This window comes from Paenibacillus sp. 203 (assembly GCF_037027525.1).
GTDB classification, from domain to species: Bacteria; Bacillota; Bacilli; order Paenibacillales; family Paenibacillaceae; genus Paenibacillus; species Paenibacillus polymyxa_B.
Genome location: NZ_JAXCHD010000001.1, coordinates 613,669 through 628,725, shown reverse-complemented (window position 1 = coordinate 628,725; position 15,057 = coordinate 613,669). Strand labels below are relative to the sequence as shown.

The 15,057-nt window shown below is 47.8% G+C and carries 12 protein-coding genes; 2 read left to right on the top strand and 10 right to left on the bottom strand.

From position 1 onward, the window contains the following. Nucleotides 1-64 precede the first annotated feature (64 nt). Together ftsX and ftsE are read right to left on the bottom strand one after the other, a co-directional pair. Nucleotides 65-982 carry a permease-like cell division protein FtsX gene (gene ftsX, locus WA407_RS02900; protein ID WP_336076736.1) on the bottom strand — a complete coding sequence of 306 codons (918 nt, stop codon included), beginning with the start codon at nt 980-982 and terminating at the stop codon, nt 65-67. After that, entirely contained in the window at nt 972-1,658 is a 687-nt protein-coding gene (ftsE, locus tag WA407_RS02895; protein ID WP_023990620.1) for a cell division ATP-binding protein FtsE, read from the bottom strand. The genes ftsX and ftsE overlap by 11 nt, the downstream gene beginning before the upstream one ends. A gap of 223 nt (nt 1,659-1,881) precedes the next feature. On the opposite strand from ftsE, the gene WA407_RS02890 reads away from it, so the two are divergent. Then, nucleotides 1,882-3,300: a VanW family protein gene (locus WA407_RS02890; protein ID WP_336076735.1), complete on the top strand. Its 1,419-nt coding sequence runs from the start codon at nt 1,882-1,884 to the stop codon at nt 3,298-3,300. A gap of 71 nt (nt 3,301-3,371) precedes the next feature. On the opposite strand, the gene WA407_RS02885 is transcribed toward WA407_RS02890, so the two are convergent. Then, nucleotides 3,372-4,529, bottom strand: a complete 1,158-nt coding sequence (locus tag WA407_RS02885) for an S-layer homology domain-containing protein (RefSeq protein WP_336076734.1) — start codon at nt 4,527-4,529, stop codon at nt 3,372-3,374. Nucleotides 4,530-4,794: 265 nt separating this feature from the next. Here WA407_RS02885 and WA407_RS02880 point away from each other — a divergent pair, with 265 nt between their 5' ends. Then, complete coding sequence (locus WA407_RS02880; protein ID WP_336076733.1) at nt 4,795-5,583, top strand: alpha/beta hydrolase; 789 nt, start codon at nt 4,795-4,797, stop codon at nt 5,581-5,583. 75 nt (nt 5,584-5,658) lie between these two features. Here the strand turns inward: WA407_RS02880 and WA407_RS02875 are convergent, their stop codons facing one another. From WA407_RS02875 to argH, 7 genes are all read right to left on the bottom strand, one after another. Continuing rightward, a complete protein-coding gene (locus WA407_RS02875) occupies nt 5,659-7,293 on the bottom strand; it encodes a glycosyltransferase family 39 protein (RefSeq protein ID WP_336076732.1) in 1,635 nt (544 codons plus the stop codon). A gap of 103 nt (nt 7,294-7,396) precedes the next feature. Beyond that, a complete protein-coding gene (locus WA407_RS02870; protein WP_336076731.1) occupies nt 7,397-8,998 on the bottom strand; it encodes an ArnT family glycosyltransferase in 1,602 nt (533 codons plus the stop codon). Next, complete coding sequence (locus tag WA407_RS02865) at nt 8,995-9,414, bottom strand: GtrA family protein (protein WP_025721701.1); 420 nt, start codon at nt 9,412-9,414, stop codon at nt 8,995-8,997. Before WA407_RS02865 ends, WA407_RS02870 begins: the two co-directional genes overlap by 4 nt. Beyond that, nucleotides 9,377-10,384 (bottom strand): glycosyltransferase family 2 protein, encoded by a 1,008-nt coding sequence (locus tag WA407_RS02860; protein WP_336076730.1) that lies wholly within the window; start codon nt 10,382-10,384, stop codon nt 9,377-9,379. The genes WA407_RS02865 and WA407_RS02860 overlap by 38 nt, the downstream gene beginning before the upstream one ends. A gap of 23 nt (nt 10,385-10,407) precedes the next feature. After that, nucleotides 10,408-12,867, bottom strand: coding sequence for a glycosyltransferase family 2 protein (locus WA407_RS02855; RefSeq protein ID WP_336076729.1), 2,460 nt, complete (start codon nt 12,865-12,867; stop codon nt 10,408-10,410). After that, complete coding sequence (locus WA407_RS02850; protein ID WP_069292030.1) at nt 12,860-13,111, bottom strand: hypothetical protein; 252 nt, start codon at nt 13,109-13,111, stop codon at nt 12,860-12,862. The genes WA407_RS02855 and WA407_RS02850 overlap by 8 nt, the downstream gene beginning before the upstream one ends. A 447-nt stretch (nt 13,112-13,558) precedes the next feature. Further along, the gene (argH, locus tag WA407_RS02845; RefSeq protein WP_013312248.1) at nt 13,559-14,971 is read right to left on the bottom strand and encodes an argininosuccinate lyase; all 1,413 of its coding nucleotides are present in this window, start codon (nt 14,969-14,971) and stop codon (nt 13,559-13,561) included. Nucleotides 14,972-15,057: the final 86 nt, after the last annotated feature.

Genomic DNA, 15,057 nt, shown 5'->3' with positions numbered 1-15,057 from the left:
CAAAATAACACCGGGCTTCCCCGTTCTAATTGATATCGAACACGACGTCCAGTCAACGCTTCTTTTATACTTTTAAGAACTTGCGCATGGACAGGGTACTGCCAACAATTCCGACCAGCATCCCCAAAATAATCAGCAATGCACTCAACTGAATCCAAATGCCTTCAAGTGGCATAAGCTTCAACATATTCAGAGCTATATCGCCCTGAACGGCGGTCAGCAAACGCTGATAGCCAGTAAATAAAATACCTACAGTAATAAGGGAACCAATGAGACCAATAAGCGCGCCTTCGATAAAAAACGGCCAGCGTATAAAAAAGTTGGTTGCACCGACCAGCTTCATAATGCCAATCTCTCTGCGTCGTGCCAATATGGTCACGCGAATCGTATTCGAGATGAGGAACATGGACATGATCGCCAGTCCGGCGACGAATATAAAGCCTACATTACGAATGAGCTTCGTAATTGTAAAGAGTGTCTCTACGGTGCCTTTTCCATAACGAACCTTTAAAATCGGCTTCTCTGGATGCAACGTATTCAGCTTCTCAATCTTTTCGGCCACAAATGGAACCGTTGTTGGTTCAATTACCTCTACCACAATTTTGTCCGGGAGTGGATTGCTGTCCTTGTCAAAACCCTCCAGCAGCTCCTTGCCGCTGTCTCCCAAATCTTTGCGCAGCTCCTCCAAACCCTGAGCTTTAGTCACAAAGGTCGTTTTGCTGATTTCCGGCATCGCCGCAATTTCCTTTTGCAGCGTTTCACGCATGTTCTGCTCTACATTTAGCTCCAGAAATACGTTAACCTCCACCTGACTATCTGCCTGATCAGCCAGGGAATTGACGTTGAGCACAAGCACGATAAATACGCCCAATATAAGTAATGACACAATAATCGAGGTAACGGATGCCACGGACATCCAGCCATTGCGGAATATGTTTTTGAAACCTTCCCGCACATGACGTAAGAAGGTGTTAAAAGTCATATCCGTACTCCCCTCTTACCTGATCCCTTACGATGTTGCCATTTTCAATGGCAATGACACGTTTACGCATGGAGTTCACGATGTCCTTATTGTGGGTCGCCATTACAATAGTCGTGCCCCGAAAATTAATTTCGTCCAGCAACTGCATGATCTCCCACGATGTTTCGGGGTCCAGATTACCCGTAGGTTCATCGGCAATGATCACGGAAGGATTGTTCACGATCGCCCGTGCAATTGCTACACGCTGTTGCTCCCCACCGGAAAGCTGAGCAGGCTCACGATTCATTTTTGTTTTCAAGCCAACCAGTTCAAGCACTTCCGGTACCCGTTTGCGAATCAGCTTCTTGGGAGCTTCAATAACTTCCATAGCAAAAGCCACATTCTCATAAGCCGTCAAACGCGGCAAAAGCCGGAAATCTTGAAAAATGACTCCGATGTTACGACGAACGTAGGGAATTTTACGCTGCTTGAGCTTCCCGATATTAAAACCATTGACTGAAATTTGCCCCTTGGTAGGTACTTCTTCTCTATAAATAAGCTTCATAAAAGTCGATTTCCCCGCTCCAGACGGGCCGACTACGTATACAAATTCATTACGGTCAATTCTGACCGATACTCCTTGAAGTGCGTGGGTTCCGTTAGTATAGGTCTTCCACACATCCTGCATTTCAATCACTCGATCACTTCCCGTTGCTTAATCATATTACGCATAACCTAATATCCATTCGACATATTCCATGCATTTCCTTTAAAAACTTCTCTATTTCATCATACCGTTTATCATTGTAACAAATTTGTTACCTAAATAGTACCGAAAGTTTTCTGCTTTTGGCACATATATATGAATATTATGGCACACGAATCGCTATCAAGCTTATCAGACAGGAGACATCTGCATTATGAAAAAAATTCATTTATCTGTCATTTGGATATGGTCTGGTGTTTTGGCGCTGGCCATGTTGTGGGGAGGACTTCATCTGTACGCCGACAGACAAACGTTGCCGGAGGGAGTGAGGGTCGGAGGAATGAACCTAGGAAGCATGGATCACACAGCCGCTCTTCGACTGGTGGATAAAAAATTGGATGCATTGAAGCAACATCCACTGCTTCTGACGGACAGTGACAGCAGTGCACAGGATATAAAACTTACACTCGGGGAAGCAGGAATTCATTATAAAGCGGAGGCATTTCGGAATGCCGTGAAGGCACTCAGCTCGGAGCATCTATGGACTCGTGTGCAGACACGTTTTAGCTTCGAAAAAGAATGGTCTATCACATCTTTCCGACAGGAGGAGATATTAAGGGCCCGATTCGGAGTCGATTGGGAGGAGCAACGATACGGCATGCCTATCAATGCTGTGCGTCAGATTGACGGGAATGATCAGGTTCGTTATATTTCAGGGCGCTCTGCCCGACGCATGGATTGGCCCAGATTGGACGCCGCACTAGATAAGGCGCTGCCCAAGGATTTTACCGATTCGGAAGAGCCCGTACGAGTGGAATTACCTTTCCGTCAGCTGGAACCGAACATTTCGGTGGACAGTCTACGGAACGAAGGGATTGAGCGCAAAATCGTCCAATTCTCCACCAGTCTCGGCAGTAGCTCGGAAGGACGCGTGTATAACGTTAATTCAGCGGCAAGCACCGTTGATGGTCTAATTCTTAAGCCAGGCGACATATTCGACTACGGTCAATTGATTGCCAAGGCTGAGCGCACTCATGGCTTTCGTGAAGCTCCAGTGATCGTCAACGGTCAGTTGGAGTCCGGCATAGGCGGCGGGATTTGTCAGGTATCCAGCACGGTGTATAATGCAGCGCTGCGAGTCGGTTTGGACATTGTTGAGCGCCGCAACCATTCCTTGCCGGTTAGCTACCTGCCCAAAGGTCAGGATGCGACTTTTGCTACAGGGTCCATTAATTTTCGTTTTAGAAACAATACAGGCAAGCATTTACTGCTTCGTGCGGCTGTCCAAAACCGAACGCTTACTGTTAAATTTTTTGGTACATTTCCGTCCAATGTTTCGTATGAACTGGAATCCCATACAGTTCGCGTACTTCCCATACCGGAGAAGAGACTCCGTAATGACTCACTTTCCCCCGGCTTCTATCAAGTACTTCGGCAGGGCAAAGAAGGGTATGTGGTAGAAACATTCCGGGTAAAAAAGGTAGACGGAAAAACTGTAGATCGCACCCGAATCAGCCGCGATACGTATCGAGCGCAACAACGCATTACAGCTAGTTATGGCGGTGGCACATCGTCTGAGCCACAAACACGTGAACCCGAGAAATCTATTGTCGAGGACGGTATAAGCGAATAAACGAAAAATCCCCCTTCCACTGTCGACTGGACTTGTTCCAGGCAGAGTGAAAGGGGGATTTTAGCTATAAATTACTCGCTGCGTTTACCCAAAACAGAAATTTCTACAGGCTCACTTTCGTTACCATCTGCATCTTTAGCTTTGATTACCAGCCTAACCGTTGCTTTTTGAGTAAGCACACTGATACTAAATGTGCCATCATCTTTGGCTACTGCACTACCGATAGGTAGTTCGTTGGAATAGGCGGTTACTGTGGAACCTGCTTTAGCTGTCCCCGTAATTGTACCTTCTCCATCATACACATTGTTGACTTTCAGTGCTCCCGTAGTTGCAACTGTGTCTGTAGTGCTATCTGTAGTCGTAGTCGTATCCGTAGTTGTGTCGGTATCTGTGTTGGTATCTATTGTTGTAGAGTTGTCCGTAGTCGTGCTATCTGTGCTGGTACTTGTGCTGCTATCTCCTGTTTCGCTGCCAGAAGTAGTTGACGTGTTACCATAAGTGGAATCTGTCACGTTGCTGTATGTGGAGTCCGTCACCGTTCCACCAGGAGTCGTCGTCAGATTATCGACAGAGCTCAGGTTGTAACCGGAAGCAGCGTCCAGAATAGCAATCGCCTCTGCACGAGTCAGCGACTTCAGTGGCTGGAATTTACCATCTGGATAACCGTTGATGATTTTTTGCTCCGCAGCTGCCGCTACACTTTTCTTCGCCCAAGACCCAATTTTGTTGGAGTCAATGAATTTAGTAACATCTGCTGCATTACCCGCAGTCAGTCCAATAGCTTTGCCTACGATAGCCGCAGCCTCTTGACGTGTTACCTTACCATTTGGTTTGAGCTTGTTATCTGCATAGCCGCTTATGTAGCCTGCATTCACGGCACTTGTCAGCTCGTTGTATGCCCAGTGCGAAGCTGGAACATCTGTGAACGTTCTGCTTCCATTACCGTTTACTTTCACACCACCCGCATATGTTACGTCTGTCACTGCTGGAGTTTCCTGTGTGAACGTTCCCAAGCTGCGATTCAAAAGAACAATAAATTCGGCACGTGTGATCGCCGCATCTGGTTTTACCGCCCCGTCCAATTGCCCTGTGGCTGACCAGCGTTGCACCTGATCTCCCGCCCAATGTCCACTTGTAGTTTGGGGAGCAGCTGCCGCTGCATTGAATGCGCTAAGAATAAGACCTGTACTCAATACACCTGTAACTGTGTTTCTTAACTTTTTTCCCATGCTATAAATTCCTCCTCTGATTGGATTCATCATTCTTTTTTAAACACTTTACCAGAAATCAAACCCAAATAACCCCCAAATTAAAAAAATCGTCCCATATAACCATACCCCCACCTAATGTAGGATAAATAAGAAACAGGACTTAATACCTAGTTATTCACTTGGATATGTATATTTAGACAGGCTAAGGTATACTGAATGAATAATCGGTCATATGCTGGAACACCGCAATGAGGTCACAAAACCCTAGGAAAGAGGTCTTCTTATGGCTCTTATTCAATGTCAGTTTTATTCGGAAGTTCTAGGTCTGAGCACATCCATGAATGTTATTCTTCCTCAGGCAACCCGTTCGCAAATCGGACTGGAGGGCAAGCAAGGAACCGGGCCACATCCGACGCTATATTTGCTGCACGGCCTGTCGGACGATGATTCAACCTGGTTGCGTCGAACCTCCATTGAACGCTATGTCGCCTCATTGGGCCTAGCTGTCGTCATGCCTCAGGTACATCGGAGTTTCTATACGAATATGGAGCAAGGAGCAGCTTATTGGACCTTTATCAGTGAAGAATTACCGGCTTTGGCACGTTCATTCTTTCCTCTGTCCGACAAGCGTGAAGACAATTTTGTAGCCGGGCTTTCTATGGGTGGATATGGTGCTTTCAAACTGGCACTCCAGCATCCAGAGCGTTTTGCAGCTGCTGCCAGCCTTTCGGGAGTCATGGATTTACACGCATCACGCACCGATCCTATGCAAAATGCGATGAGTCCAGCGGAATGGCTTAACATTTTTGGTCCAGATGAAATACGTGGAACGGATCACGACTTGCTGGAACTGTTACAACGTCATGCTGCCTTGGGGACCTCGCTTCCCCGGCTTTACCAATGCTGCGGCACGGAGGATTTCCTATATAAGGGAAATCAGGCTTTCCGTGAAACATGTAATACTACCGGAGTTCCGCTGACCTACGAAGAAGGTCCTGGGGCTCATGAATGGGGATACTGGGACGCGAAAATTCAGGATGTACTGGCGTGGCTACCACTCAAAGAGCACTAAACAGGTTAAAAAAATCCCCGCAGCTTCCCTCATCGCACCATGGCGAAGGGATAGGCTCGGGGATTTTTTTGCACATTACGGATTTGTCGTGGTCTCCGTCGATGGAGATGCTTTAGTTAGTGACTTGGGCAGCACCTTGTACAAGCGCCACTCACCGTTAAACTCACGTTCAAGCTGGACCCATGGAGCGCCTTTTTCATATAAATTCGGATATACCATATTGATTTTACTCAGTGGCATGCCTGACATGATCTTAGGTACAAGGATATAATCCACATGGTTATCCTGCGGATAACTTAATGCCTTATTGAACGAATAATCACTGGTGATCAGGAAGCGTTTGGGATATTGGCTGTAGACAATCATGGTGTAGGCTGAAGCCGAATCGGTCATAATGGTAGACTTCGGCAGATGCTCATCCAACCAGACGGCAATCTTACGATCTGACTCCTGTCTCACATAGTTCACATTACCCGTTCGTGTGAGAAAGCTGTTCTCATCCGGTGCAATATCCGGGCGAGTCAACGCATAGGAAAGTAATCCAGCGGTAAGCAGCAGACTGACGGATACCAGGCCAAAGGCTGCCCTCCGCCATCGTCCCTGAAGCTGGCTCAGCTCATAGGGCAACCAAGCTACAGTAATTGGGAACACGTACATAAAATAACGAAACCACCCATACGAAGATTGCTTCATCATGAGTAAAAACTGCAACCCCGGCACTGACAGGAACAGCAGCATAATAATCAGTGTCCCCCATCGGAACAAGCGTCCACTTAACAGACGAATGAACAGAATAGCAAACAACGGTACCGAATACCAGAGTGTTTTGGAAGCAATAAATTTCAAGGCCACCAGCGGATTGGAGAAAATCTCTACAAACTTATCATCATTCAGCAGCTCTGCCGATTGGGCTGTGTTCGAATACTCCGAATTCAGGAAGTAAAAAGCATTCCCCATAATGAGATAGTTGAAGAAAATCCACAACAGCCCGGAAAAGACCACGGGGAGCAGAAGCAGTAACCAAGTTGCCTCGACCTTGTGCAGTTTTTCCCGCAAGGCCAGCTCACGTCTGCCCATGTTTCGATGTAGAAACAGGATCGCCAATACCACTCCACCCGCCATTGCCACGCCCAGAGGAACCGCTTCATAACGAGTCCAGAACGCCATGGCAAGCGCTAATCCAGAAACAATCAGACTTGCCGTCATGCGATCCTTGAGCCACAATGCAAACTCAATCACCGTCATCATAATGAAATATATGTATAGCGAATCGCTCAGCCCATTGGCACCAAACAGTAAAATAAACGGATTCAGTGCATACAGCAGTGCCAGCATGATGCTCATCCCTGAGCTAAGCCCTGTTCTGACCCCCGCCCGATACAGCAGCATAGCGGTCAAAGCGGCAAAGGTAGCACTAAGAATGACAGCAGCCAATCCATAGGTGGCTATTGCCGGAAAGATTGGATACAGCAGTAGAATCACCATTTCCAGAAGACTAGGTAGTGGATTCCAGATAAATCCGATTGCGCCCAGATGCGGGTCACGGCTGTACAACACATAAAATGCATTAGCTACGCGACTGAGCGCGTCTGTGTGCATATATCCCAGAACATAGCTGAAATAGATGCCCGCAGACAACTCCAATGTAAGTATAAATACAAACAGACCTATAGCCATCCATCTGCTTGCAGACCATTTGCGAAAGGACATTCCTCTCGTTCCCCCTCAAACTTCTTGCGGTGATACAGCTGTAGCCCACTCACACCCTACAGCTGTATTCTTCCCTCCGCTACGATGCACTAAAATATAATAATTATTTCGATTCTTCATGCTTTATTTTGAACAGTCGCCACTGCCCGTCAAAGTCATGTACCAGTGAGGCCCACGACGCTCCCTTTTCGAACAAATCAGGATAGTTCCGATTTACCTGATCCAGCGGCACCCCATCCACCAAGCGCGTGACCAACACATAATCCACCTTGGAAGCAGGCAGATCCATTAAAGATTCCCCAAAATCAAAATCACTCGTAATCATAAACTTCTTCGGAATTTTGCTGCTCAAAATGATCGGATAGGCGGCATAAGAATCTGTCAAAATGAGAGATGTACCATAATGCTCATCCAGCCACGGCGCTATTTTCCGCTCAATAATTTGACGTTCGTAGCTTTCATTACCACTATGCGTCAAATAGCTGTGTTCATCTGCTGCAATCGCGGGGTTCGTCAGTGCGTAGGATAACAAGCCTGCTGTTACCAACATTCCTGCTGTTACCAGAGAGATTCCGATCCCCCTCATTTTTCCCTTCAATAAACTTAGCTCATACGGCAACCAGGCCACCGTAATCGGGAACACATACATAAAATATCGGAACCACCCAAAAGAAGACTGCTTGAGCATCAGCAAAAGCTGAAGTCCAGGCACCGATAAAAAGACTGCTAATAGCGTAAGCGTGCTCCAACTCAACAGACGTTTGTCCAACAATCGTATGAGCAAAATGGCAATCAACGGAGCAGCATACCATAAGGTTCGTTGCCCGATAAACTTTAGCATCAGCACAGGGTGGGCAAACATGGCAACAAAGCGTTGATCCTCTAACAAAGCCGCTGATTGTGTGGAATTGGAATATTGCGAGCGTAAAAAGTAAAGCGGATCGCCCATGATAATCCAGTTAAAAAATAGCCACAGCAGACCGGAAAAAACAAGTGGCAACAACAATAGAAGCCATGTCGCTTCCACCTTGTACAGGCGCTCTTTTAAAGACAATTCCGTTCTAACCCTCTCTCTGTTTGTACGCCACCTATGCAGAAAAAAGATCGTCAGCAATACACCCAAAGCCATCGCAACGCCAAGCGGAACCGCTTCATAGCGTACCCAAAAAGCCAGTGCAAGCGCAAAACCGGATACGATCAAATTCGCCGCCTTGCGATCCTTCAACCACATACAAAATCGACTCACTGTCAACAGGATGAAAAAGATATATGGCGAGTCACTTAAGCCGTTGAAGCCAAACAGAAACATAAATGGATTCAGTGAAAATAATAGCGCAATCAGCAAGCTGGTTGCACCGTGAAGCCCCAACTGTTTGCCCGTCGCATACAATAATGCCCCGCTCGCCCCTGCAAACAGGCTGCTCACAATCACTGCCGCCAGCCCGTGGGAAGCGAGTGCTGGAAATAAAGGATAAAACAACAGCACAATCAGTTCCATCAAACTGGGCAGGGGATTCCATACAAACCCGATAGCACCCAAGTGTGGGTCACGACTGTATAGCACATAAAATGCGTTAGCCACTCGACTGAGCGCATCGGTATGCATATAACCAAGATACCATGCAAAATACACGCCCACGGCCAGTTCAAGAGTAGTAATACAAGCAAACAATGATAGAAATTTTCCGTGTTTTCTTAAAATCATGAAACCTCTTTCTGACGCTGTTGCGGAACGGAGAAGATCCAGTAGCGGTTCCAGAAATAATTATGAACAGGCACGATGATGGTAGTTAGTACTTCACCGATCAGATACGACCAACCGATCCAGTGAATGGTCACGTACATCAGAGCAGCATTTAAGAGCAAGCCACAGGTACAGACCAATAAATATTTAAGAAACTGGGTGCGACTTCCCTCGCCGGTAGGCTCGAACGTCCAGTTTCGGTTCAGCACATACGAAACGAGCAATGTAACCACGAATCCGATTGTAGTAGCCGTTACTGCTGGTACCGTAAACAACTCCACCAGCAGCACAAGCACACCCACATGGATACCTGTACCTAGCAACCCCACAATACCGTATTTAATGATTGGATACTTTAGATATGAACGTCTGATCATGTTGATTAAACTCCCTGTCCACCCACAATCGGTCAGCATTCGCCCGTTTATCTGCTATCAGATAGCGAGGCCTAGCTTTGACTTCGTGATATATGGCGGCAATATATTCTCCTACCACTCCAATCGACAGCATGAGTACACTGCCAATAATCAAGAGCAGCAAAATCACAGTGGTAAAACCGGTCACAGCGTCACCCGTTAATTTGCGCATTAAGGTCTGAATCCCCAATACGACTGAAATCAGCATAAAAATGAGGCCCATCAGACTTACTACCCGCAACGGTACTGTCGAAAACGAGACGATCGCTTCTGCTGCCAGTCGAATCAGCCCTAACGGACTCCAGCGGCTTGGCCCCTCTTCGCGTGGAGCCACCCGGAATGAGATCTGGGTTTTACGGAAACCTAGCCAGGCTGTCATCCCGCGGAAAAACGGCATCCGCTCTGGCATCGCCATCCAGGCATCCACCACTCGTCGATCCAGTAGCTTATAATCGGAGGCATCCTTGAGATTAAAGCCCGTCAAGCGGTTCAGGGTCGTGTAGAACAATGAAGCACCGAGCTTTTTGCCCACCGACTCTTCTCCCCGAAATTCTTTCACACATTCGACCAAATCATAACCTTCATTTTGCCATAAACGTACCATTTCTCCAATCATTTCAGGAGGATGCTGCAAATCACCGTCCATGACAATAATCGCGTCGCCAGAGGCATTTTCCAGACCTGCGCACAACGCCAGCTCCTTGCCGAAATTCCGACTCAGCCGGAGCGCGAGCAAAGAGGGCATACGACGGGACAATTCGGACAGCTTGAGCCACGTATCGTCTTTGGAACCATCATCTACTATGATGAGCTCATAGCGTGAGGTGACAACAGACAATACCCCATCAATTACCTTAAGCGACCGCTCGAGATGCGAGCTTTCATTGTACATGGGAATGACGACGGATAAAAAAGGTGTTTTTGTCTCCATTCTTGCTCCTTCTTTCTTCATATTCAGGAGGACTGTGCCGGGGTATCATCCAAGTCGTGCATATCGGTCAGACCATGCGTGGTCTTCTCCCAATAGAACGGCTTGGTAATGAGCTGCCAAGCGGCTTTCACCGCAGCTATACTCATAAGTACCCAATATAACGGCGAGAGTAGTCCGTATTTGACCATCGCGTATGAAAATGTTCGTTCACCGCGCTCTTCCAGTTCCCCGATGACCCAATACATTCCGGCCACATTACTGAATACGAACAGAAAGTTACCGATATAAAACTCCGCGCTGGCCAGGTAATACACATAACCTGGGAATAGCTTGGGAATAAAGGACAACTCCCAGCCAAACCATAAAATAAGCAACCCCCAAAAAATCGGATTCAGCAACGGCAACATCGGAGTTGCCAGAATCATCACCTGAAAGCCGAAAAAGCCTTTCCAGCCCACTTCGCGCACCAGCTTAACCGGATTTCGCATATGAACCAGCCATGTCTGCATATACCCCTTGATCCAGCGTGACCGCTGACGAATCCAGTTGCCCACGCGGCTGTTAGCTTCCTCCCATGTGCGGGAATCGACAATAGCAGTTTTGTAGCCGCCTTTATACAGACGTATGCCCAGATCGGCATCCTCGGTTACATTGTAGGGGTCCCACGCATTAATATCTTTTAATACAGATACCCGAAAATGATTGGATGTGCCGCCTAACGGAATTGGGGTATCTAACTGCATAATACCCGGCAGCAGTAACTCGAACCACATACTGTATTCTTGAGTGAACCAGCGGGTCAGCAGATTTTGTGTACTATTAAAATAGTTGAGCTTCGCCTGAATACACGCATAATGCTCAGGGAGTGAATCGAACGCTGCAATGACCTTTTTAAGCTGATCAGCGTCGGGACGATCCTCAGCATCGTAAATCACGACAAACTCGCCACGTGCCCGAATAAGTCCGTAATTACATGCCTTCGGCTTGGTTTTCGGCAAACCGTCTGGAACGACTAGTGTCGTGTAATAGGCCGGCAGCTTCATTTCCCGAAGTAGCTCAATCGTCTCTATGTCGTCCTCTTCAATCAGCAGCCGCACATCCAGCTTGGACTTTGGATAATCCAGTTGCTCCAAATTCCGCAATAACATCGGAAGCACGCCCGCTTCCTTATACATAGGTACAAGAATGGTATAGATCGGCAGTTTCTTTTCATCCATGGCGTCAACCTCTTCCTTCGTGAAACGAAGCTGCGCCCCACGTCGGGAACCGAGATAAATGATGCCAAATTTAAATAGCGTCATGGCAAAATAAAACAGCTGAATCATCATATTGATGATCAACACCGTTTTCCAACTGTTCCAGAGGAGACCGAGCAGTGTAATCATACCCATGGCCGCGAACACCCAGAGCTGTCCCTTTGTAAAGGTCGTCCGTGCTGAATTGTGTGGTTCTTTTTCCAATAGCCCGGTCGTGCTCTCCTGCATCATTTCTTCACCGTAGATTTTACCCCAGAGCTGCTCCATCTCTTCCTTCGTAGCAAGCACCTGCTCTACCGGCATACCCAAAATTTCCTCCAGCTTCAAGCGTCGCTCTTCTGGCAGCGGATCGCTGACCGCCACAATATAACGGTTCATATATTGATGGATGACGACCACGCCATATGCCATCGCCACTTGCTCGGGTAGTTTATACGCCGCATCCAGCGCGAGTTCCTCACCAATACGCCCGATTCGGTTCTGTGTAGCAATCGCGCGGTACAGATCCGCAGGTTCCAGCATTTGCAATGACAGCAAGATGTCTCCCAGTAGTCCGCCGCTCTTCGCCTGGAACTCCAGTGCACGCTCCAGTTGTTCCGGTAATATATAGCCGGAACGAACCAGCATATCGCCTAGGCGCTCCTTGGACTCGTCGCCGCCAACCTGTTCTTGGAGCTGCTCAGCCGTAATGAAGCCCATCTCTACAAGAATATCACCGAGCCTGCCACCGTAACGCTTCTGGTTGCGGATGGCATCTGTCAGCTGATCGCGGGTGATCATCCCGTTCTCCACCAGTTGATCCCCCAGACGGGCCTTGCCGTTTCGTCCGCTCTGCGTTCCTCTTGCGGCCTCTTCGCCTTCCGTACCAGAGATACTGGAAGCAGCGCCCATAGCGGTTCCTGCCGCTACCTGTTCCTGCCCAGATGCATATTGGACTTGAGCCTCCTGCACCTGTCCATCCTGTAACCCTTCATCCAGCAATTGTTCCACAGCTGCTGCTGTATCATTGGCGTTCTGTATCGCCTGGATACGAAGTTCTGTATCCTGAAGTCGCCGTTCCAACTCTTCGATATGAAAATCAAGCTTGTACAGCACCGGGGCCTGCTCTGACCGCTGAGCCTCTAGCTGTTGTTGCAGTTGTTCGATTCGCTGACGCTCTTCTTTTATTCTTCTCTTGGTTTGGCGAATTGAAACTCCTCCAACCTGCCACCTAAGCTTGTCACCCATGAATTCCCGCCCTTTCAATCCAGCGCCGCTCTTCCGCAAGCGCATCCGCAAGCAGCTGCTTTAACTCCGCATCCCGCTGCTTTTTCCGTTCCAGCGCCGCGTGGAAAAGTTCCCGCTCCTCACGCAGTAACTCCTCCGCTTGCACCCGTTCCTCATGCAATGAAGATATCAGTTGATCGGCTTCAGAAGCGCGATAACCGATCCAAGCGCTCTTTAACTGACGCGCCGTCCTTTTAGTTCTCATAATACCTCCCTGGATCATCCCGACTCTGCCTTCAGCTACGTCGCTACTTTAGAGCTTTTACTTACCGTTCTCCCAAAACCAGGACATACCTATGTTCTCATTCAAGCCCTTCATTTACACATTTATGAAATTCGCCTGATCAAAAGAGCCCCTAGTAACTTGACATTTACTTATTGAATATAGTTCTTGTCCTATTGAATTGGTAATTCGATGAAAAACTTAGTGCTATTCTACCATAATCATCATAGGTGTAGTATACAAAAATGTAAATTCTAGAAACTTTCACACCAGTGTATTAATAGGTATTTGGAACTATGAATTAATGCCCCAAAAAACACAAAAGACACCGCGAACGGTGCCTTTGAAACTTAGATTGCTAATTCCTTAAAATTTGATTTTACACAGCATCCCGCTGCTATGCAAGAGAATAATATCTTTCTTTACTGATTAATTTTTCGGCTTGTGCCCTTCAAACCATGTTGATGTATTCGCCAGGAGCTGTTCACTGCGCCCAATAGCTGCCTGTACCTGCCCGGTAGCGGTTCCACCATATACATTCCGTGCATTCACTACCGCTTCTGGTTGAAGTACCTCATAGATACGTTCGTCAAACAGATCCGAAAACTGCTGGAATTCGTCCAGTGTCAGATCAAGCAAGTATTTTCCATGCTGGATGCAATACAGTACGGTTTTGCCAATGACCTCATGCGCCTGACGGAACGGAAGCCCTTTTCCGACCAAGAAGTCCGCAATATCCGTTGCGTTGGAAAAATCCTGATTGACCGCTTGACGCATACGATCCTTGTTCACCTTCATCGTGGCGATCATCGGTGCGAACAGTTGCAAGGCTCCTTCCAGCGTGGCAACGGTATCGAACATCCCTTCCTTGTCCTCCTGCATATCCTTGTTGTATGCCAGCGGCAAGGATTTCAGTACGGTCAACAAGCCCACGAGGTTTCCATAGACACGTCCGGTTTTACCACGTACCAGCTCCGGTACGTCCGGGTTTTTCTTCTGCGGCATAATGCTGCTGCCTGTGCAAAAAGCATCATCCAGCTCGACAAAACCAAACTCCGTGCTACTCCATAGCACCAATTCTTCGCTCAGACGAGACAAATGCGTCATAATCAGCGAGGCGCCAGCCAGGAACTCTACGATAAAATCCCGGTCGCTGACGGCATCGAGGCTATTTTCATATACACCATCAAATCCCAGCTGCTCGGCTACAAAGTGACGGTCGATCGGAAAAGTGGTCCCGGCCAAAGCGCCAGCACCGAGCGGCAACACGTTAATCCGCTTATAGCTGTCTTTGAGTCGGTCAATATCACGTTCCAGCATAGACACATACGCCAGCAGATGATGTGCAAATAAAATAGGCTGCGCACGCTGCAAGTGTGTGTATCCAGGTACAATCGTGTCCAGATTATCCTTTGCCTGGCCGATTAATGCAGCTTGTACGTCATGCAGCATACCCACCAGCGATACCACACGTCCGCGCAAATACAAGTGCATATCTGTTGCTACCTGATCGTTACGGCTGCGCCCCGTGTGCAGCTTACCTCCGACCGGACCAATGGCCTCGATTAAATTTTTTTCGATATTCATGTGAATATCCTCATCCGAAACGGAAAATTCAATTTCCCCACGGCGGATACGCTCCAGGACCGTGTGCAGTCCTTCCTTGATCGTGTCTGCATCCTCCTGCGGAATAATTCCGCATTTCCCCAGCATGGCCACATGAGCCAAACTGCCTTGAATATCTTCTTCTGCCAATGCCTGATCAAACCCGATAGAAGCCGTATATTCCTCTACCAACTTGTTCGTTTGCTTCGTAAAGCGTCCGCCCCATAGCTTACTCATTGCATGATCCCCTCTCTGCAATACAAGCCGCCCTCGTCGTTTGGACAAGAACGGCCCGCATCCCGTACATTTTTTAGGTTTACATC

Excerpts from the sequence above, each read along its gene's own strand:
- ftsX (WP_336076736.1), bottom strand. The coding sequence starts at position 982 with ATGACTTTTAACACCTTCTTACGTCATGTGCGGGAAGGTTTCAAAAAC.
- WA407_RS02890 (WP_336076735.1), top strand. The coding sequence starts at position 1,882 with ATGAAAAAAATTCATTTATCTGTCATTTGGATATGGTCTGGTGTTTTG.
- WA407_RS02885 (WP_336076734.1), bottom strand. The coding sequence starts at position 4,529 with ATGGGAAAAAAGTTAAGAAACACAGTTACAGGTGTATTGAGTACAGGT.
- WA407_RS02880 (WP_336076733.1), top strand. The coding sequence starts at position 4,795 with ATGGCTCTTATTCAATGTCAGTTTTATTCGGAAGTTCTAGGTCTGAGC.
- WA407_RS02875 (WP_336076732.1), bottom strand. The coding sequence starts at position 7,293 with ATGTCCTTTCGCAAATGGTCTGCAAGCAGATGGATGGCTATAGGTCTG.
- WA407_RS02870 (WP_336076731.1), bottom strand. The coding sequence starts at position 8,998 with ATGATTTTAAGAAAACACGGAAAATTTCTATCATTGTTTGCTTGTATT.
- WA407_RS02865 (WP_025721701.1), bottom strand. The coding sequence starts at position 9,414 with ATGATCAGACGTTCATATCTAAAGTATCCAATCATTAAATACGGTATT.
- WA407_RS02860 (WP_336076730.1), bottom strand. The coding sequence starts at position 10,384 with ATGGAGACAAAAACACCTTTTTTATCCGTCGTCATTCCCATGTACAAT.
- WA407_RS02855 (WP_336076729.1), bottom strand. The coding sequence starts at position 12,867 with ATGGGTGACAAGCTTAGGTGGCAGGTTGGAGGAGTTTCAATTCGCCAA.
- WA407_RS02850 (WP_069292030.1), bottom strand. The coding sequence starts at position 13,111 with ATGAGAACTAAAAGGACGGCGCGTCAGTTAAAGAGCGCTTGGATCGGT.
- argH (WP_013312248.1), bottom strand. The coding sequence starts at position 14,971 with ATGAGTAAGCTATGGGGCGGACGCTTTACGAAGCAAACGAACAAGTTG.